This is a genomic window from Streptomyces sp. BoleA5, from assembly GCF_000373665.1.
Taxonomy (GTDB): Bacteria; Actinomycetota; Actinomycetes; order Streptomycetales; family Streptomycetaceae; genus Actinacidiphila.
This window is the reverse complement of record NZ_KB892091.1, coordinates 461,925-478,919: the sequence shown is the minus strand read 5'-3', so window position 1 is coordinate 478,919 and position 16,995 is coordinate 461,925. Positions and strand designations below refer to the sequence as shown.

Sequence of the window (16,995 nt, the reverse complement as noted above, 5' to 3'; positions counted from 1 at the left end):
CCGGCCCCCGGCGGGCGCCGACTGACGGACCCGGGGATCCGCCGCTGACGCGACGCCGCGGATCCCCGGGCGACCGCCGAGGCCCCCGGCCGCCGCCCGACCCGGCCCGATACGGCCGAACCGTCCCGGCGGCTCCCCGGATCCGGGCAACCCGATCCGACGTCCGCCCGGTTGAACGGGTGTGAGACCACCCCTTCCGCCCAGGAGCGAGCCCACGCCACCGGCAGCGCCCCCGGGCGTACGGCACCGGGTCGGCCAGCCGGTGGGCGTGGACGGGCATCGCCCACGGACACCACCCGGTCATCCGGTCCAGCGAGCCCCGCCGAGGGGCTTCCCCCTCCTGATCTCCCGTCCTCCCGAGAAAGCGCTTGCACCCATGCGCCTGCACAGGCCCTACATATCCGCGGCCGCCGCCGTGGTCGTCTCCTCACTGGGGATCGCCGCCTACCAGCACCTGCCCGAGAAGAACCCCGCCCCGGCCCCCGAGACGGCCGCGGTCGTCCAGGACGCCGCGCCGCCGGCGTCCGGGCAGCCCGCCGACGCGCCCGCCACGCCGCGGACGTCGGCCCCGCCGAAGCCGCAGTACCCCGAACTGCTGCCGGGGCTCGGCCCCAGGACACTGTCGCGGATCCCGGCGGACACCCGGCAAGTCGTCCTGGTCACGGGAGCGGGCAAGGAGTCCGCGAAGTCCAAGGTCGTGCTCTACGAGCGCGTCGACGGCGGCTGGCGTCCCGGAGCGGTGTGGGACGCCCACAACGGCTACAAGGGCTGGACCGACAAGCACTACGCGGGCGATCTGCACAGCCCCATCGGGGTGTTCGGTCTCACCGACGCGGGGGGACTCCTGGCCGACCCCGGCACCAAGCTGACCTACCACCGCTCCAACGGGTTCTCCACCGACGCCCGAGGCTTCCTGGGTGAGTCGCTCGCCGGTTCCTTCGACTACGTCATCGCCATCAACTACAACCGGCAGCCCGGTACGTCGCCGATGAACGGCGCCCAGCCCATGGGGGCGAACCGCGGCGGCGGCATATGGATCCACGTCGACCACGGCGGCCCCACCCACGCCTGCGTCAGCATCGCCAAGGCGCACATGAAGCAGTTGCTGCGGGTGCTGGACCCCGCGGACCACCCCGTCGTCGTCATGGGCGACGCGGCCTCTCTCGCCCGATGACAGTTCCGCGGCCAACAGGAGCAAGCGTGTCGTCCCAGCCCAACCTCACCGTGATCGCCCTCGCCGTCGTCGGGGCGTCGGTGCTCACCGCCTGCGCCGCCGGGCAGCCCGCCACCGCGCCCGCGGCGCAGGGGGCCGCGCCCTCCACCAAGGCGTCCTCGACCGGGCCGCGGGCCGCGGCGGCCGCCTTCCGGCTCAGCACGGGCGCCGCCGACGGAGACCGGCACGCGTCCGTCGGCGGCGCGGGCGACGTCGAGGTCTCCGGCGGGACGATCTCCTCCGTCACCCTCACCACAGCGGGCGGAACCCCGGTACGCGGGACCGCGGCCGCCGACCACCGCCGCTGGTCCCCGGACGCCGCCCTGTCCTACGGCACCGCGTACCGTCTCGTTGTCCACGCCGAGGACGAAGCGGGCGGAAAGCAGACCCGCAGCCTGTCCTTCACCACCCTCACGAAGGACGACCGCCTCATCGGCACCTTCACCCCCGAGGACGGCTCGACGGTCGGCGTCGGCATGCCCGTATCGCTGAACTTCAACAAGCCCGTCACCGACAAGAAGGCCGTCGAACGCGGCATACGCGTCACCAGCGACGGCGGCCAGGAGGTCGTCGGTCACTGGTTCGGGAACCAGCGTCTGGACCTGCGCCCCGAGACGTACTGGAAGGCGCACACCAAGGTCACCCTGAGCCTGCGCCTGGACGGGGTGAAGGGCGCCGCGAACGCCTACGGCACCCAGGACAAGACCGTCCGCTTCACCGTCGGCCGCCGCCAGGTCTCCACCGTCGACGCCGGCACGCACATCATGCGCGTCGTCCGCGACGGCGACACCGTCCGCACGATCCCGATCACCTCCGGCGCGCCGGGAAGCACCACGTACAACGGGCAGATGGTGATCTCCCAGAAGCTCGTCAGCACCCGCATGGACGGCGCCACGGTCGGATACGCGGGGGAGTACGACATCCCCGACGTCCCGCACGCGATGCGGCTGTCCACCTCCGGCACCTTCATCCACGGCAACTACTGGGCACCGGACTCCGTCTTCGGGCACTCCAACGTCAGCCACGGCTGCGTGGGGCTCAACGACGTGCGGGGCGGAGGCGACTCCGGGCAGGACGCGTCCTGGTTCTACGACAACTCCCTCATCGGCGACGTGGTCGTCGTCAAGCACTCCCGCGACCATACGATCGCCCCCGACAACGGCCTCAACGGCTGGAACATGTCCTGGGAGCGGTGGAAGGCGGGGTCGGCGCTCGCATAGGCGCGCGGGCGGGGCCGTGCTCGACCTCGTGCGGTACCGGGCGCGGTCGTGTGCGACGCTCCCGTGGAGGGGCCCGGGGAGCGTGTGCCGGGAAGACCCCGACGTCCGCTGTCTCAGTCGGAGTTGAACCACACCAGCACCGCGGGCCCGTCCGGTGTGATCACCGGTATCCAGGCCTCGTCGGCGTCACGGATCCGGCTCTCGTCCACCCGCAACGCATGCGGCTGCTCCGAGGTGCCGTCCGGATGCTCGGGACGGGCGCCGGCCAGGCGGACGCCGCCGGGCGGGTCCGGGTGGCGGAGGGTGTGACGGTCGCGCCGGGCATCACCTACCAGTCCTTCTCGGTGACCGCGTCGCACGGCACGGTCACGGGCCACGTGGTGGATGTGCCGATCGGCGGGAGCATCGCGTCGCCGAGCAGGTCAGAACGCGCCGGCGTCCGGTGCCGGGCCCGGGGGATGGTGTGCTCGGTCATCCGCACAGTCGTCATTGTGCGGCGGGGCGCCTACAGCGCCCCCGGAATTCCTGCGCAGGCGGGCCTTGATGTGGTTGACGGTCCCCACCATCGCCCTGCCCAGCAGGAACACGGTTGCCAGTCCCAGGAGGACGATGGCCGGATTGACCCAGCCCGGGACCAGGTCGAATGAGGCATTGCACTTGTTGTGCAGGGGAAACACCCGTGTGTACTCCCGCACGTGCTCGATCCGGTAGGCCTCGTCATAGGTCCGGCCCGCCAAGAGCTCGCAAGTCTCCGCCACGTCCAAGCCGCCGCTGAAGATCCCGTAGACCCAGGTGAAGAACATGGCGACGGCCGTACCCAGGGAGAGCAACAGGCTCCTCCAGAACTTCACTTGGCGACCCCTCCCCTCGATCGGACGCGGATGAGGGTACAGCACCGCCGGTATCGGGTCACCGGAAAGGCCTCCTCATTTCATATCGCACGTGAATCCGGGAAATCCCGTCCGCGGTATCGGTCATGCGTAACCGGGGTCGTTCTCGATTCGGCCGAAATTCGTCCGGCGCTGAGGCAACTTCTCGAGATGTGACCTGCGCCACACCGTCGGTCAACTGTCAAGGCAGGTAAAGAAACAGCCGTCCGACTCCCTTTTCCGGCCGAGGGTTTGATTCGCTCGCGCGGAGATGATTAAGGTCATTCCCCGAACCTCCGCCCGGTCGATCATCCATTCAGGATGGCGGCGGAGGTCCCGCCGATCCGAAATGCCGCGCGTGCGACGGGAACACAGTTCGCGATGCATACGGCAGGCGGCTGGAGGAAGAAGGAGCTCGCGCCAGTGGCGTCCCACCGTCGTCCCAAGCAGGCCGGTCGCACACGTGTCACCGTGCTCACCGCGACCGCCGCAGCAGCCGTCGCCCTGTCCGCGCAGGCGGCCCAGGCCGCTCCCGCCAAGCCCTCCGTCAAGAGCGTGAAGGCCAAGGTCGACGGCCTCTACGAGCAGGCCGAGCAGGCGACCGAGAAGTTCAACGGCGCCAAGGAGAAGCAGCAGAAGCTGCAGAAGCAGGTCGAGGACCTGCAGGACGAGGTGGCCCGCCAGCAGTCCGAGCTCAACGACCTGCAGGACGACCTCGGCACCCTGGCCAGTGCCCAGTACCGCAGCGGCGGCATCGACCCCTCGCTCCAGCTCTTCCTCTCCGCCGANCCGGACAGCTACCTCGACAAGGCGTCCACTCTCGACCAGCTGAGCACCAAGCAGGCCGAGGGNCTCCAGCAGATCGCCGAGAAGAAGCGCACCCTCAACCAGCAGAAGGCGGAGGCCGCGAGCAAGCTCGACGAGCTCGACGAGACCCGCACCGAACTGGGCAAGAAGAAGAAGGAAGTCCAGGCGAAGCTCGGCGAGGCGCAGAAGCTGCTCAACTCGCTGACCGCCGCCCAGCGGGCGTCCCTTGAGGCCGCGGAGAACCGCGCCAACCGCTCCAACGAGCGGGTCGACCTGGGCAACGACCTGCCGGCCTCCTCGCTGGCCGCCGCGGCCCTGTCCGCCGCCAAGACCAAGACCGGCCTGCCGTACGTCTACGGCGCGTCCGGTCCCAGCGCCTTCGACTGCTCCGGCCTCACCTCCTGGGCCTACGCCCAGGCCGGTGCCCGGATATCGCGGACCTCCCAGGGGCAGGCCAACGCCGGCACCCGGCTGTCGATGAGCCAGCTGATGCCCGGCGACCTCGTCCTCTTCTACGGCGATCTGCACCACGTGGGGCTCTACGCGGGCAACGGCCTGGTCCTGCACGCGCCGCGCACCGGCACCTTCGTGCGCTACGAGTCGATCAACAACATGCCGTTCCAGTTCGGCGTCCGCATCTGATGCGGCACTGCCGGACACCGGGCGCAAGGTACTGACGACACCTCAAGAAATACACACCACAGATCTATTGGCACTCAATTCGTTCGCATCCCGGGCCGCGAGCCGCTAACTTCCCGGAGCGCGACGAGGTGTGAAACCGACGAGAAGGGAGCCGCCCCATGGAGACAGAGGGCGCGCGGACCGACCGACTGGGTCTGCTGCTCGACCAGTTCGACCACGCCAGGGAGATGGCCCGGGTACGGCTGGCGGGCCTCGGCGACGAGGAGTACCTCTGGGAGCCCGTACCCGGTTGCTGGTCGATCCGGCAGCGGGGTGCGGCGACGACGCCCAGGGCGTTCGGGCCGGGAGAGTGGGTGCTCGACCTGGGCGCCCCGGACATTCCGGCGAGCGAGTACGCCGAAGTCGCCCGGCAGGCCGCCGACGGGATGAGCGTCGACAAGATCGCCGAGGACTGGAGCGTGAGTGTCGCGCGGGTCGAGGAGGTGCTGGCCCACACCGGTCCAACGGAGCCCGACGAAACGCCGGTCACGACGATCGCATGGCGCCTGGGGCACCTCCACTTCTGCTTCGCGGGCGGATGGGAGTGGACCTTCGGCGAACGGCGTCAGGATCCCAGACTGCTGGTCGACTTCACGCCGTCCGCGACGGTGGCGCTCCAGCGCTTCTGGGCCGTGATCGACCGCTGGCGTGACAGCGTCGCCACCGTCACCGAGGAGCAACTCGACACGATCGGCTTCTCCCAGTACCCGTACGGCTCCGACCCCGCCGAGCCGTTCGCCGCCGTGCTGGCGGGGGCCAACCTGGAACTCATCCACCACATGGCCGAGATCGCGCTGCTCCGCGACCTGTGGCGGGCGAGCGGCAATTCCGGCAACCTCACCAGTTGATCTCCGTCGCGAGGAAGGGTTCGTCCTCCGGGGCCTCTTTGCGGGCGCGCAGGACCTTCTCGGCGGGTGCGCCCACCGGCACACGCAACGCGGGCACGGGTCGCTCGATCGTGTCGGCCACCGCGGCGGCCACGTCCTCGGGGGTGATGAGCTCGCCCCGGAGCGCGGGCAGGGCCTCGTAGAGCGGGGTGCAGGGATCGTTCTCCGACAGGAACACCTTCGCCCGCTCACCGCCACCGGAGGAGACTGCGCCGGGCTGTACGACGCTCACCTTGACGCCGAAGTGACCCGCCTCGATCGCGAGCGTCTCGGCGAGTGCCTCCAGCGCCCATGTGCCGGCGCCGTAGGCGCCGACCATCGGCAGCACCAGACGCCCCTGGATGCCGGAGACGAACCCGAGCCTGCGGCGCGGCCGTCCCGGTCCCGGACATCCGCATCGAACCGGGACCCGGCTTCAAGCCGGGGGGAACCGACCTCGATCCCGTCTCCAGCGCGCTCAACACCCCGCGGCGGCTGCTCGAGCCCATCGCGACCACGCGCACGTCGGCCAAGGCGCGGGAGCGGCAGTGCGGGTAGGGCGCCCCTTCCGGATCGCTCACGAGCGTGCGGCCGCCGGGCGATCCGCAGTCCCGATCCCGGGGTGAGGACGGATGGTGGCCACGCGTGTCCGGGGGAAGCCGTACGATGCCCGCCGTGGACACTTCACGGGACGACCCGCGATGCGGATTCTGCGGGCAGGCCATGGACGGCCGGCACGAACAGCACCACGGGGAACCGGCGGTCGGCGCCGGGAGGCGTGTGGAGTACCTGGTGATCGGACTGCGCGGCGCCCACGCCCTCTACCAGGCCGCCGACGACCCCTCCCGGACCCGCAGGACCGGCGCCGACGTCCTGGCGGAGCAACTGGGGATCGACCCGCCCGATCTTCCCGGCCGCCGTTACACGTGCTGGGAGACGCCAGGGGAGTACGGCGGCGTCTTCCGGAGCGGCTTCGAACCGGTCTGACCCGCCTCAGCGCGGGGGCGTTTCCGGCTGGTCATCCGGCGTGTGCAGGCGGCCCACGCTCGGGGCCGCCGCCGGTACCCGTTTAGCGGCCTCCGGGGGGCCCGCCGCCGGTACCCGTTTAGCGGCCTCCGGGGGGCCCGCCGCCCGTCACCGGTACAGGCCCTCGACGATCCCCGCGTACTTCCCCGCCATCAGCGAACGTCGCAGCTTCGTCGTAGGGGTCGGCTCGTCGCCACCGGCGACATGTTCCCGCCGCCGGTGGCGACGTCCGTGGACGGCGGTCGTACGACTACTCGGCGTGCTGACGCGCGGCACGGCGCGTGGAGTGGCGCTCGGCGGGCGGCTGCTCGCCGCGGATGTCGGCGAGGAGCGCGGTGATGGCCGTCATGATGTCCTCGGTGGCGGCCTTGAGGACGTCGGGGGTGATGTCCTTGCCGTGGTGGCGGCTGAGGTCGACCGGCGGCCCGGCCACGACGTGCACCGTCTGGCGGGGCACCAGCCACACGCGGCGGTTGCCGCGGCCTCCGCGCGCGTACGGCGGTGCGATGCGGTGGGCGCCCCACTGGGCGACCGGGATGACGGGCGCGCCGGTCGTCAGCGCGATACGCGCCGCACCGGTCTTGGCGGTCATCGGCCACAGCTTCGGGTCGCGGGTGACGGTGCCCTCGGGGTAGACCGCGACGCACTCGCCCCTGTTCACGGCGGCTATCGCGTCCCGGAGCGCGTGCGCGGCGTCGGCGGTCCCGCGGTGGACGGGGATCTGGCCGGTCTTGTGCAGCACCATGCCGACGAAGGGGATCGTGAAGAGGGACGCCTTGGCGAGGAGGCGGGGCGGCCGGCCGCTGTTGTACTGGAAGTGCCCGTAGGTGAGCGGGTCGAAGTACGAGATGTGGTTGACGGCGGTGATGAAACCGCCCTCGGCGGGTATGTGCTCGTGTCCGCGCCACCGGTGTCTGACCAGGACGAACAGCACGGGCTTCGCGATGGCCGCGGCCAGCCGGTACCAGAAGCCGTACGGGTTGTGCGATCTGCCGGTCACCCCGGGTCCTCCTCTGCTCGCGCGGCGCCGTCGGGCCGCTCGTTCTGTCGTTTCCCGGTGCGTGGCAGACCGGTGCCGTGTCAGGTGTCCCGGCGATCCCATGACGGGGACCGGCCATTTACTTGACCATGCAAGAGCCTAATTGCTGCATGACGCAACGATCAACTCGTTTCGGGTCCGGAAAGGTCACAGGCGCTCGCCGTACGCGGCTCTGCTGGCCTCGATCTCCGCGATGTGCTCGGTGGCCCAGCCCGCGAGGGCGAGAGCGGGCGGAATGAGGCTCTGGCCCATGGGGGTCAGCGCGTACTCGACCCGGGGCGGGACCTCGGCGTACGCCGTGCGGGACACCAGGCCGTCGCGTTCCAGGTTCTTCAGGGTCAGGGTCAGCATCCGCTGCGAGACACCGGGTATCCGGCGGTGCAGGTCGGAGAAGCGCAGGCGCCCCTGGTCGAGGGTCACCACGATCAGCAGCGTCCACTTGTCGCAGATACGGTCCAGCACCGCGCGGATCGTCCGTCCGCCGTCGCCGCGGATCATGCAGGTGTGCTCGTACTGCGACATCACAACTCCCTGTGCCTTGCGCACATCCGTGTGCCTTTTGCAGGCCCGCCGACAGTCACCCATGATGAGGCCACTCACGCCCGGCACGTCCCCAGGGGGTCGCTGTGAACGTCGCTTTCTGGATCGTCGCCGTGCTGCTGGCGGTGTTCTACCTCTATGCGGGGGGAAAGAAGGTCGCGCAGAGCCGGGAACGGCTCCAGCCCATGATGGGCTGGGTCGATCGCGTTCCGATGGCGCTCGTCAGGTTCATCGGGACGGCGGAGGTTCTCGGCGCGGCGGGCCTGATCCTTCCGCCGCTGACCGGGCTCGCGCCCTGGCTGGCCGCCGCGGCGGCGATCGGACTCGCCCTGATCCAGGTCGGCGGGATCGTCGTCCACGTCTCGCGCGGGGAGGCGCGGCAGATCGGTCTGAACATCGTCCTGCTCGCGACCGCCGTCGCGGTCGCCTGGCTCGGGACGACGCGGCTCTGACCGCCGCCCCGTCCTCCGGGACCGCTGACGAGTGGTCAGCTGCCGCAGCGTTGCCATGCGTTGGTTTCCGGTCGGTGCGTGGGCCCGCCGCGTTCCGTCCGGTGGGGGACCGCGCCCGCGAGATCCTGCCGGGAGCATCGACACGAACCGGTTCCGAGCGCGGGCTCGGCGGCAGGGGCACGTCCGCGCCCCGGTGACCGCTTGTCCGGCGTCGGAGCCGGTCCGTGTGGTGACATGCGGTCATGACCTTCCTCGGCGTCGACATCGGCACCTCCAGCAGCAAGGGCGTCCTGGTCGACGCCTCGGGCGCGGTGGTCGCGACCGCGGTGCGCGCGCACACCGTCTCCCGCCCGAGACCCGGCCACGTCGAGATGGACCCGGAGGCATGGTGGCGGGAGTTCCGCGGCATCACCCGTGAACTGCTCTCCGGCGGCGCACGGGTGGAGGCGGTCGGTGTCAGCGGCATGGGCCCGTGCGTCGCGCTGGCCGATGCCGCGAACCGGCCGTTGCGCCCCGCGGTGCTCTACGGCGTGGACACGCGGGCCGTCGCGCAGATCGCCCGGCTCGACTCCGAACTCGGCCGCCAGGCCGTCCTCGACCGGTGCGGCAGCGTGCTGTCCACGCAGGCGGTGGGCCCGAAGGTGGCCTGGGTGGCCGAGCACGAGCCGGAGGTGTTCCACGCCGCACGGCGGCTGTTCATGCCGGCCTCCTACCTCGCCCACCGGCTCACCGGCGCCTACGTGCTGGACCACCATTCGGCCAGCCAGTCCGTACCCTTCTATGACACCCGGGCGCAGGACTGGTACCGCCCCTGGGTGGAGGCGGTATGGCCGCACGCGGACCTTCCCGAGCTGCGCTGGCCGGGCGAGGAGGCCGGGACGGTGACGGCCGGGGCGGCGGCCGCGACCGGGCTGGCGCCGGGCACACCCGTTCTCACCGGCACCATCGACGCCTGGGCCGAGGCCGTCAGTGTCGACGCGACACGACCGGGCGACCTGATGCTCATGTACGGCACGACGATGTTCCTCATCGCCACCGTCGCCCGGCAGTTGCGCGTGCCCGAGCTGTGGAGCACCGTCGGCGCCCACCCCGGCACCCGCTCCCTGGCCGGTGGCATGGCCACCTCCGGAGCCGTCACCGACTGGCTGCGCGGCCTCTTCGGCGCACCCGACCGCGCGGCCCTGCTGGCGGAGGCCGCGGACAGCGGCGCCGGGGCTCGCGGCCTCGTGATGCTGCCGTACTTCGCCGGCGAGCGCACCCCGGTCGCCGACCCGGACGCGCGTGGGGTGATCGCCGGTCTCACCGTCGAGCACACCCGCGGCGACCTGTACCGGGCCGCGCTGGAGGCCACCGCGCACGGCGTACGTCACAACATCGAGGCCATGCGGCGCGCGGGCGCCGGCATCGAACGGGTCGTCGCGGTCGGCGGGGGCACCCAGGGCAGGCTGTGGACGCAGATCGTCTCCGACGTCACCGGGCTGCCCCAGGACGTCCCCACCGTCACCGTCGGCGCCGCCTACGGAGCCGCCCGGCTCGCCGCCGACCTGGCGGACCCGGCGGCGACCGCGTCGTGGAACCCGGTCCGCGACCGATGCGTTCCGGACCCGGCCGCCCAGGCCGCGTACGACAGGCTGCACGGCCTGTACCGGAACCTGTATCCGGCGACACGCGACACGGTCCACGCCCTCGCCCGGTTCCAGCGTGAAGCCGCGGGTGAGGAGTCCGGCAGAGCGGGATGACATGGGCCCGGGGCCGGCCGAGGGCCTTTGCCGCCGAGCATGGGGACGTTTACCCTTAATCGTAAAATTCAGGACAGTCAAGATTGATTACCGTCTGCTTCCGCCTCGCGCTCGGCGGCCCTGGACGCGGCCCCGACCGGCACCGGGTCAACGCCCTGATCACCGGCGGCGTCGACACGCCCTTGTCGCGCTCACTCGCGCGGGGCGACCCCGCCCCGACCCCGGAGGAAGCCTGGCGCTCGGCCGAAAGGATGCGCCCGCCGGCGAGGTTGGCCCGGCCGGACGAGATCGCCGCGTTCGCGGCGTTCCTGCTGAGCGACGAGACCGGGTTCATCACCGGAGCGGCGCTCGCGATAGACGGCGGGATGACGGCCCGCCTTTAAGAGCCGCCGGGCGGCCGGTTCGTCAGCCGCCGGCCGCGGAGCGGCGCCTGCGGGGGGCCGCGGCGTCGTCGAAGTGCTCCGTCTGAAGTGTGGTGATCCGCCGCAGAGCCGCCTTGAAGCGTGCGTACTCCCGCTCGCCGATCTCCTCGGCGTGGCGCTGCTCGATGGCGGCCATGATGGCATCGGACTTGCGCATCTGGTCGCGTCCCAGGGGCGTGGGCACGATCAGTTTCGCGCGCCTGTCGCTGGGATCCGGGCGGCGCTCCACGTAGTCGAGGGCTTCGAGCTCGTCGATCAGATTCCCGATCACCTGCTTGTGGGTTCCCGACAGCCGGGACAGGTCCGTCGCGCGGCTGCCCTCCTCGTCGATGTAGCCCAGCACCGCGCCGTGCTGGGGGCGCAGTTCGGGATGGCCCTGCTCCGCGAGCTTCTCGAAGAGTTCCTTCTGGACGGAGAAGAGTAGGCGTGCGGACATGATCCCGATGTCGGGATCCGTCACTTTCCGTTCACTGCGCCGCACGGCCGGCCACCCCTCTGTGTCGTGTGTCCATGACTACGGCCGATCGTAGTGGGACGGCCTCGCCGGGTGACGGCCCCGCAATCCGGGCGCGTCACCCCTCGCCGATCCGCGGCGGCACGGGGGGCGCGTCCAGCCCGCGGCGGCGCGGTCCTGGCGGCGTCTCGAGCCCCGGCCTGCCTTCTCGCCGGGGCGCTCCGTTCGAGCTTGCGGCCGTCCCCTCGGGCGCCTAGGGTAAGTAGTCAAGATTAGTGACTATCAAATCTGCTTACCAAATGCGTTCGCTGCACCACCTCGTCAGGAGCTGGGGATGTCTGTCATCGAGCTGACCAGGTTCGTCGTAGCACCGGACAGGACGTCGGAGATGCTGTCGGCGCGGTCCGGCATGCTGTCGGCGTTCCGGAAGGACCGCCGGGGCTTCGTCGCCGCACGCCTCGTACGCGTCGCCGACGACACCTGGCTGGACATCGTCGAATGGGCGGATGCGCTGGCCTTCGACGAGTCGCGCGCGAAGGGGGCGAACCTCCCGGAGATCGCCGCGTTCTTCGCCACCATCGACGAACTCGTCGGCGCCGAGAGCGGAGTGCGCTACGACGACGCCGCCGACGGCTCACGGGCCGTGCGGACCATCGCCTACGGACCCGAGCCGTCCCAGGTCGGAGAGCTGTACCTGCCCGAGGGTGACGGGCCCTTCCCCGTCGTGGTGCTGGTGCACGGCGGATGGTGGACGGCCATGTTCGACCGCCGTCAGGTCGTGCCGCTCGCCGAGGACCTCGTGTCGCGCGGCTTCGCCGTCTGGAACGTGGAGTACCGCAGGATCGGTGAACCCGGTGGCGGCTGGCCGGGGACCTTCGACGACATGGCCGCGGCCGTGGACGCCGTCGCGCACCTCGATCCGGCGGTCGACACCGCCCGCGTCCTGGTGGTCGGCCACTCGGCCGGCGGTCACCTGGCCGCCTGGGTCGCGCACCGCTCCGCCCAGCCGGACGGCCTGCCCGGCGCGCATCCCAAGGTCGAACCCATCGGAGTGGTGTCGCTGGCCGGCGTGCTGGACCTGGTCGACGCGGACTCCGTGGCACTCGGCGACGGCCTGACGGATCCCGACCCCGACATCCCGCCCAACGTGCCGCCGCCCTCCCACGCCGAGGCGTGGCCGGCGGTGGCGGAGCGGGCCGGTGACGGCATCACCCGCCTGCTGCTCGGAGGGAGCGTCGCGGAACACGCGGACCGGTACGCGGCGGCTTCCCCCGTCGAACTCGCCGCCGGCGGGGTCCCCGTCCCCGTCCTGATCGTCCACGGGTCGGCCGACGAGGTGATCCCGCCGGCCTACGCGCAGACGTACGCGCAGGCCGCCGCGGCCAAGGGGGCGGACGTCACGCTCGTCGTGTCGCCCGGAGCGGACCACTTCGACGTGATCGACCCGGACGGACACGCCTGGGGAGTGACGCGTGCCTGGCTGGACGAGCGGCTTCGGCTGTGGAGGTCGAGCGGCGCGTAGCCCTGCGACGTCCGGTGCCGGGGCCGACGGCGGTCCCGGCACCGGAGGCCCCGGCGCCGGGGGAGGAGGGAGTCAATCGCCGTACGCGGCGGAGATCTGGCCGACGAGGACGGCGAACGGCATGTCGAGGGCGAAATAGTCAAAATGAGTGACTTCTTTTGACGCTAACTCCCACCCCGGCGCGGTGTAAGCGCTCACCGGGTGAAGCCGCGGCACGGCCCTGGTCGCAGTCGACGCGACCCCGGCACGCGGCGCAGAGGCCGCGTGCCGGGGTCGCGTCGTCGTACGCGGCCGCCCTACCGGCCGCGTGCCACCCGGAACGAGCGGATGACGGTCTGGTCGACGGTGTTGCCCGAGGTGTCCGCGCCGGTGAGGCGGATCGAGGCGTAACCGCCGGCCGAGGGCGGTGTCAGCTTGACGAAGCCGTGGTCGCCCGCACGCCGGACGTCGAGGGTCTTCCAGCTCCTGCCGTCGTCGAAGGAGACCTGGACACCCAGCTTCCGGGTGGCCGCCGCGCCGCCCCGCTCGGCCGTCACGGTGAAGAGGTACGGGCGGCCGCCCGTGACGGTGCCCGAGGCGCCCACCGGGCCGCCGAGCCGTACGTTCATCAGCGGGAGCTCCGCCGGTTCCGGTCCGGCCGGGCGTGCCGAGGCGAAGGTCCAGGTGGCGGACGCCCTGCTGCCCAGACTCGACCAGCCGACCGTGCGGGTGCCGGAGGAGGTCAGGGTGTAGGTCGCCTTCTCGTACGGGACCGCCGTCTCGAGCCGGCCCAGGGAGTCCAGCGACGCGATCTTCTCTCCCTCGCGGTAGAGGGCCGACGAGCCCGTGGTGTCCCGGGCCTCGCCGGAGTGGGTCGGGGTGTCCGCGGCGGCCGAGGAGAACAGGCCGGGGGTGAGGGCCATCCGGTCCTCGAGGCGCACGGCCTCCACCGACCGGGCGCGCAGCGGCGCCTGGTTCCATCCCCGGCTGTAGCTGCGGCCCGGCGTGAACCGCGTGGTGCCCGCGAACTGGATCTCGTCGTAGCCCGCCGTGTCCTGCGCGCGCATGCCGAGGGTGCGGTCCCAGACGATCGCCGGGTCGTCGGTGTAGTACCGGGTCTGCCTGCCGGGGACGGGGATCTGGTTGCCGTCGACGAAGGTGATGGCGCCGTAGGTCGGGACCGGGGTGTCGATCCGTACGCCGAGCGGCTTGCCGCCCTGGTCGGCGTAGGTCTCCTCGACCCGGGCGAGGGTGCGGTCGTGGACGGGGCGGGTCAGGGTGGCGGGGACCGCGCCCTTGCTGTTGACGGCCAGGTTGTAGGCGTAGCTCCGGGCCGGCCGGCCGGCGATCCCGCGGACCGTGCCGCTCCAGCGCTGGGTGGCCAGGAACCAGAACGGGTGACTGCCGACCTTGGTGGTCGGCGTGGCGTAGACGCGGCTGCCCGGGAAGCCCAGCACGAACTTCTGTGTGCCGTACCGGCCGTCCGCGCTGATCGAGGTCGTACTGGCGAAGATGCCGTCGTTCCGGGCGCCGCGCCTGTCGACGGTGAGCTCGACCGGCGTCGCCTCGCGGCCGTCGAGGACGACCGGGGTGTCGGAGGTGAGGCCGACGCCGGGCCGGGAGAAGAGGACGGAGGTCTGCGCCACGGGGTCGAACTTGCTCGCGGAGATGTCGTACTCGCTCTCCGGAAGCTGCATGGACACCTTGCCGTCCGCGTCCGTGGGGAGGCTGTACTGCAGGCCGGTCCGGCTGTCGAAGGCGGAGACGCTGATGTCCGGTCCGACGGGCCTGCCGTCGAGGCCGAGGACGGTCAGCGACAGCGCGTGGGTGAGGGGTTCGGCGTAGACGCCGAAGGCGTCGCGGACGGTGGTGGCGCCGTCGTCCGTGGTGGCCACGACCGAACCGCCGTAGGCACCCGCCATCGTGTCGTCCACGGTGGCGGTGATGCCGGCGGACGCCGTGCCCCCGGCCGGGACGGTCACGGTGTCGGCCGACAGGGCGAAGGCCCCCGCGGGCGCGGCCTTGCCCCTGGGCCCGTACGCGTCGACGGAGAGGTGGAGCGTGACGTCCTCGGCGCCGTCGTTGGCGTAGGTGACGGTGCCGGTCCGGGTGACGTCGTCGTGCGGATAGTCGGCCTTGCCCAGGCTTACGCTGCCGGAGGTGGCGCGTACGTCCTGCCCGGCGGCGCGGGCCACGTCCAGCCGGCCGGTGCCCTGGTCGTAGGCGGTCAGGCCGGGCAGGCCCTTGGCGGCGCTGGTGAGCGCCGACTTGAAGTCGGCGGCCTTCCATTGCGGGTGCTTCTGCGCGAGCAGCGCCACCGCCCCCGTGACGTGCGGGGTCGCCATCGAGGTGCCGGACGCGGTGACGTACGAGGGGCCGGCGGGGTCGCCCATGGCGGTTCCCGCGGCGCGGGCCGCGGTGATGTCCTGGCCCGGGGCGACGATGTCGGGCTTGACGGCGAAGTCCCCGATCCGCGGACCGCGGCTGGAGAAGGTGCTGAGCGCGTCCTGCTTGGTGGTGCTGCCGACGGTGAGCGCGGAGTCGGCGATGCCGGGGGAGCCCACGGTCCCGCCGAAGTAGTCGGCCGCCGGGGCGCCTTCGTTGCCTGCCGCGATCACGAACAGGGTGCCGTGCTCGGCGGTCAGCGCGTCGACGGCCTCGGTGAGCGGGTCGCTCTGCGCGTAGGGGGCGGAGCCCAGGCTGAGGTTGACGGCTGTCGCGCCGGCCTCGGCCGCCCAGGTCATACCGTTGATGACGGCGTCGTCGGGGCAGAAGCCGTCGTCGGTGCAGACCTTGCCGATCAGCAGCTTCGCGTCGGGGGCGACGCCCCTGTACGTCCCGCCGGAGGCCGCGCCGGTGCCCGCGATGGTGGAAGCGGTGTGGGTGCCGTGTCCGTTGCCGTCCACCACCGAACCGGTGCCGGTGAAGTCCCTGGCGCGGTCGCCGCCGGCCTTGTCCGCCAGGTCGGGATGGGTGGGGTCGTAGCCGGTGTCGAGGTCGGCGACGGTGACGCCCTTGCCCGTGACGTGCACACCGTTGGAGTCGACGCTGTCCCAGACCTCCGGGGCGCCGATGATGCGGGTGCTCTCGGCGAGGGCGACCCGGCTGACGCCGTTGAGCCACACCTTGTCCAGCGGACCGCGAAGCCCCTGCGTGCCGCTGACGAACGTCCAGAACGCGGCGGCGTCCCGCTTGGCCGGCGCCACGCTGCCGCCGTTCAGGACGTCCAGTGTCCGGGTGATCCTGGCGCCGTGCCGCAGGAGCGCGCCGCGGGCGGCGTCGGACGTGCCGCGGCGGCCGGAGTAGATCAGCCGCAGGGAGTCGCTCGAGGCGTCGTCGTACCCGGCGTCGAGCTGCTCGGTGACGTCGAACAGGCGCGGGTCGAGCTTGCCGGCGGCCAGGAGCGGTTGCGCGTCCGACGGAACCACGGAGATGTGGTGGTCGGCCCCGTGCCACTGGTGCGACACCTGGAAGCCGACGCGGGTGCGGCCGGGGCCGGGCCGCACGCCCACGCCGGGAGTGCCACTGGCGCCGCGGGTGACGGTGACCTTGTCGCCGGTGATCAGTGTGAGGGTGCGGACCGTTCCGCCTTCGGAGGACGCGGCACCGGCGTCGGGTCGGAGGGGCAGGGGGGCCGGCGACGCCTGGGCGGCCCCGGGCACGGCCCCCGCGAGCAGACCGGCGAGTGCCGGCAGCAGGGCCCATCGGGCGTGTATGCGCATGTATGAGTACCTTCGAGCCGCCCGGGAGACCTGTGCGCGGACGGCGGGCAGTTGGGGGCCCGGCGGTCGCCGGGCACCCGGGACCCGGTCCGGGAGCCGGGTGCCTGGATGCTGACGCCCCGCTCGGTTCGAACTCCGGATCGAGTCCTGGTCACGAGCGACGAGAAAAGCACATTTGATCAAGGTTGCCTAGCGGTGTGCGTCGCCGCAGGGGGAATCGGCCTCCTCTCCCGGTTCCGCGCCGCGGCCTGGCGGGGTTGCCGGTGACCGGCGTTGACGGTGCGTCAGTTCGGTGCGGATGGGCGGGCCGCGGCTCCGGCCGGTCCGAAGGCCCGCATCGGACCGGCTGTTGACCGTCCTCGGTTTGGTTACTAACTTACGAACATCGCTCCGAGTTGGTTAACGAGTTTCTGCCTCCGGGGGCCGGACCTCCCCGCCGACGTG

The 16,995-nt window shown here is 71.8% G+C and carries 17 protein-coding genes; 9 read left to right on the top strand and 8 right to left on the bottom strand.

Annotated elements, in window-relative coordinates:
- The first annotated feature begins 376 nt into the window (after positions 1-376).
- Together B085_RS0106035 and B085_RS0106030 are read left to right on the top strand one after the other, a co-directional pair.
- Positions 377-1,174: a L,D-transpeptidase family protein gene (locus B085_RS0106035; RefSeq protein WP_018557665.1), complete on the top strand. Its 798-nt coding sequence runs from the start codon at positions 377-379 to the stop codon at positions 1,172-1,174.
- 26 nt (positions 1,175-1,200) lie between these two features.
- Positions 1,201-2,433 (top strand): L,D-transpeptidase, encoded by a 1,233-nt coding sequence (locus tag B085_RS0106030; protein WP_018557664.1) that lies wholly within the window; start codon positions 1,201-1,203, stop codon positions 2,431-2,433.
- 113 nt (positions 2,434-2,546) lie between these two features.
- On the opposite strand, the gene B085_RS49160 is transcribed toward B085_RS0106030, so the two are convergent.
- Positions 2,547-2,810: a DUF6210 family protein gene (locus B085_RS49160; RefSeq protein WP_158689670.1), complete on the bottom strand. Its 264-nt coding sequence runs from the start codon at positions 2,808-2,810 to the stop codon at positions 2,547-2,549.
- A 45-nt stretch (positions 2,811-2,855) separates the two neighbouring features.
- Positions 2,856-3,284: a hypothetical protein gene (locus B085_RS45480; RefSeq protein ID WP_018557661.1), complete on the bottom strand. Its 429-nt coding sequence runs from the start codon at positions 3,282-3,284 to the stop codon at positions 2,856-2,858.
- A 441-nt stretch (positions 3,285-3,725) separates the two neighbouring features.
- On the opposite strand from B085_RS45480, the gene B085_RS0106010 reads away from it, so the two are divergent.
- Together B085_RS0106010 and B085_RS0106005 are read left to right on the top strand one after the other, a co-directional pair.
- On the top strand, positions 3,726-4,751 hold the full coding sequence (locus tag B085_RS0106010; protein WP_018557660.1) for an NlpC/P60 family protein: 1,026 nt from the start codon (positions 3,726-3,728) through the stop codon (positions 4,749-4,751).
- 158 nt (positions 4,752-4,909) lie between these two features.
- Positions 4,910-5,638, top strand: coding sequence for a DinB family protein (locus B085_RS0106005; RefSeq protein WP_018557659.1), 729 nt, complete (start codon positions 4,910-4,912; stop codon positions 5,636-5,638).
- On the opposite strand, the gene B085_RS41425 is transcribed toward B085_RS0106005, so the two are convergent.
- Positions 5,628-5,996 (bottom strand): hypothetical protein, encoded by a 369-nt coding sequence (locus tag B085_RS41425; protein ID WP_018557658.1) that lies wholly within the window; start codon positions 5,994-5,996, stop codon positions 5,628-5,630. The two genes, B085_RS0106005 and B085_RS41425, sit on opposite strands and share 11 nt — an antisense overlap.
- A gap of 335 nt (positions 5,997-6,331) precedes the next feature.
- On the opposite strand from B085_RS41425, the gene B085_RS0105995 reads away from it, so the two are divergent.
- Entirely contained in the window at positions 6,332-6,643 is a 312-nt protein-coding gene (locus tag B085_RS0105995; RefSeq protein ID WP_234018501.1) for a hypothetical protein, read from the top strand.
- Between the two features lie 289 nt (positions 6,644-6,932).
- On the opposite strand, the gene B085_RS0105990 is transcribed toward B085_RS0105995, so the two are convergent.
- Together B085_RS0105990 and B085_RS0105985 are read right to left on the bottom strand one after the other, a co-directional pair.
- Entirely contained in the window at positions 6,933-7,682 is a 750-nt protein-coding gene (locus tag B085_RS0105990; RefSeq protein ID WP_018557656.1) for a lysophospholipid acyltransferase family protein, read from the bottom strand.
- A 186-nt stretch (positions 7,683-7,868) separates the two neighbouring features.
- A complete protein-coding gene (locus B085_RS0105985; protein WP_018557655.1) occupies positions 7,869-8,243 on the bottom strand; it encodes a winged helix-turn-helix transcriptional regulator in 375 nt (124 codons plus the stop codon).
- 104 nt (positions 8,244-8,347) lie between these two features.
- On the opposite strand from B085_RS0105985, the gene B085_RS0105980 reads away from it, so the two are divergent.
- From B085_RS0105980 to B085_RS0105970, 3 genes are all read left to right on the top strand, one after another.
- A complete protein-coding gene (locus tag B085_RS0105980) occupies positions 8,348-8,713 on the top strand; it encodes a DoxX family protein (protein ID WP_018557654.1) in 366 nt (121 codons plus the stop codon).
- 242 nt (positions 8,714-8,955) lie between these two features.
- The gene (locus B085_RS0105975) at positions 8,956-10,452 is read left to right on the top strand and encodes an FGGY-family carbohydrate kinase (protein WP_018557653.1); all 1,497 of its coding nucleotides are present in this window, start codon (positions 8,956-8,958) and stop codon (positions 10,450-10,452) included.
- Between the two features lie 83 nt (positions 10,453-10,535).
- Complete coding sequence (locus tag B085_RS0105970) at positions 10,536-10,835, top strand: SDR family oxidoreductase (protein ID WP_018557652.1); 300 nt, start codon at positions 10,536-10,538, stop codon at positions 10,833-10,835.
- 22 nt (positions 10,836-10,857) lie between these two features.
- On the opposite strand, the gene B085_RS41420 is transcribed toward B085_RS0105970, so the two are convergent.
- Complete coding sequence (locus B085_RS41420; protein WP_051101989.1) at positions 10,858-11,310, bottom strand: MarR family winged helix-turn-helix transcriptional regulator; 453 nt, start codon at positions 11,308-11,310, stop codon at positions 10,858-10,860.
- Positions 11,311-11,662: 352 nt separating this feature from the next.
- Here B085_RS41420 and B085_RS0105960 point away from each other — a divergent pair, with 352 nt between their 5' ends.
- Positions 11,663-12,850, top strand: a complete 1,188-nt coding sequence (locus B085_RS0105960; RefSeq protein ID WP_018557650.1) for an alpha/beta hydrolase family protein — start codon at positions 11,663-11,665, stop codon at positions 12,848-12,850.
- Positions 12,851-12,922: 72 nt separating this feature from the next.
- Here the strand turns inward: B085_RS0105960 and B085_RS51380 are convergent, their stop codons facing one another.
- Both B085_RS51380 and B085_RS41415 read right to left on the bottom strand, forming a co-directional pair.
- Positions 12,923-13,048, bottom strand: a complete 126-nt coding sequence (locus tag B085_RS51380; protein WP_018557649.1) for a hypothetical protein — start codon at positions 13,046-13,048, stop codon at positions 12,923-12,925.
- A 98-nt stretch (positions 13,049-13,146) separates the two neighbouring features.
- A complete protein-coding gene (locus tag B085_RS41415) occupies positions 13,147-16,551 on the bottom strand; it encodes a S8 family peptidase (RefSeq protein ID WP_018557648.1) in 3,405 nt (1,134 codons plus the stop codon).
- Between the last annotated feature and the right edge of the window lie 444 nt (positions 16,552-16,995).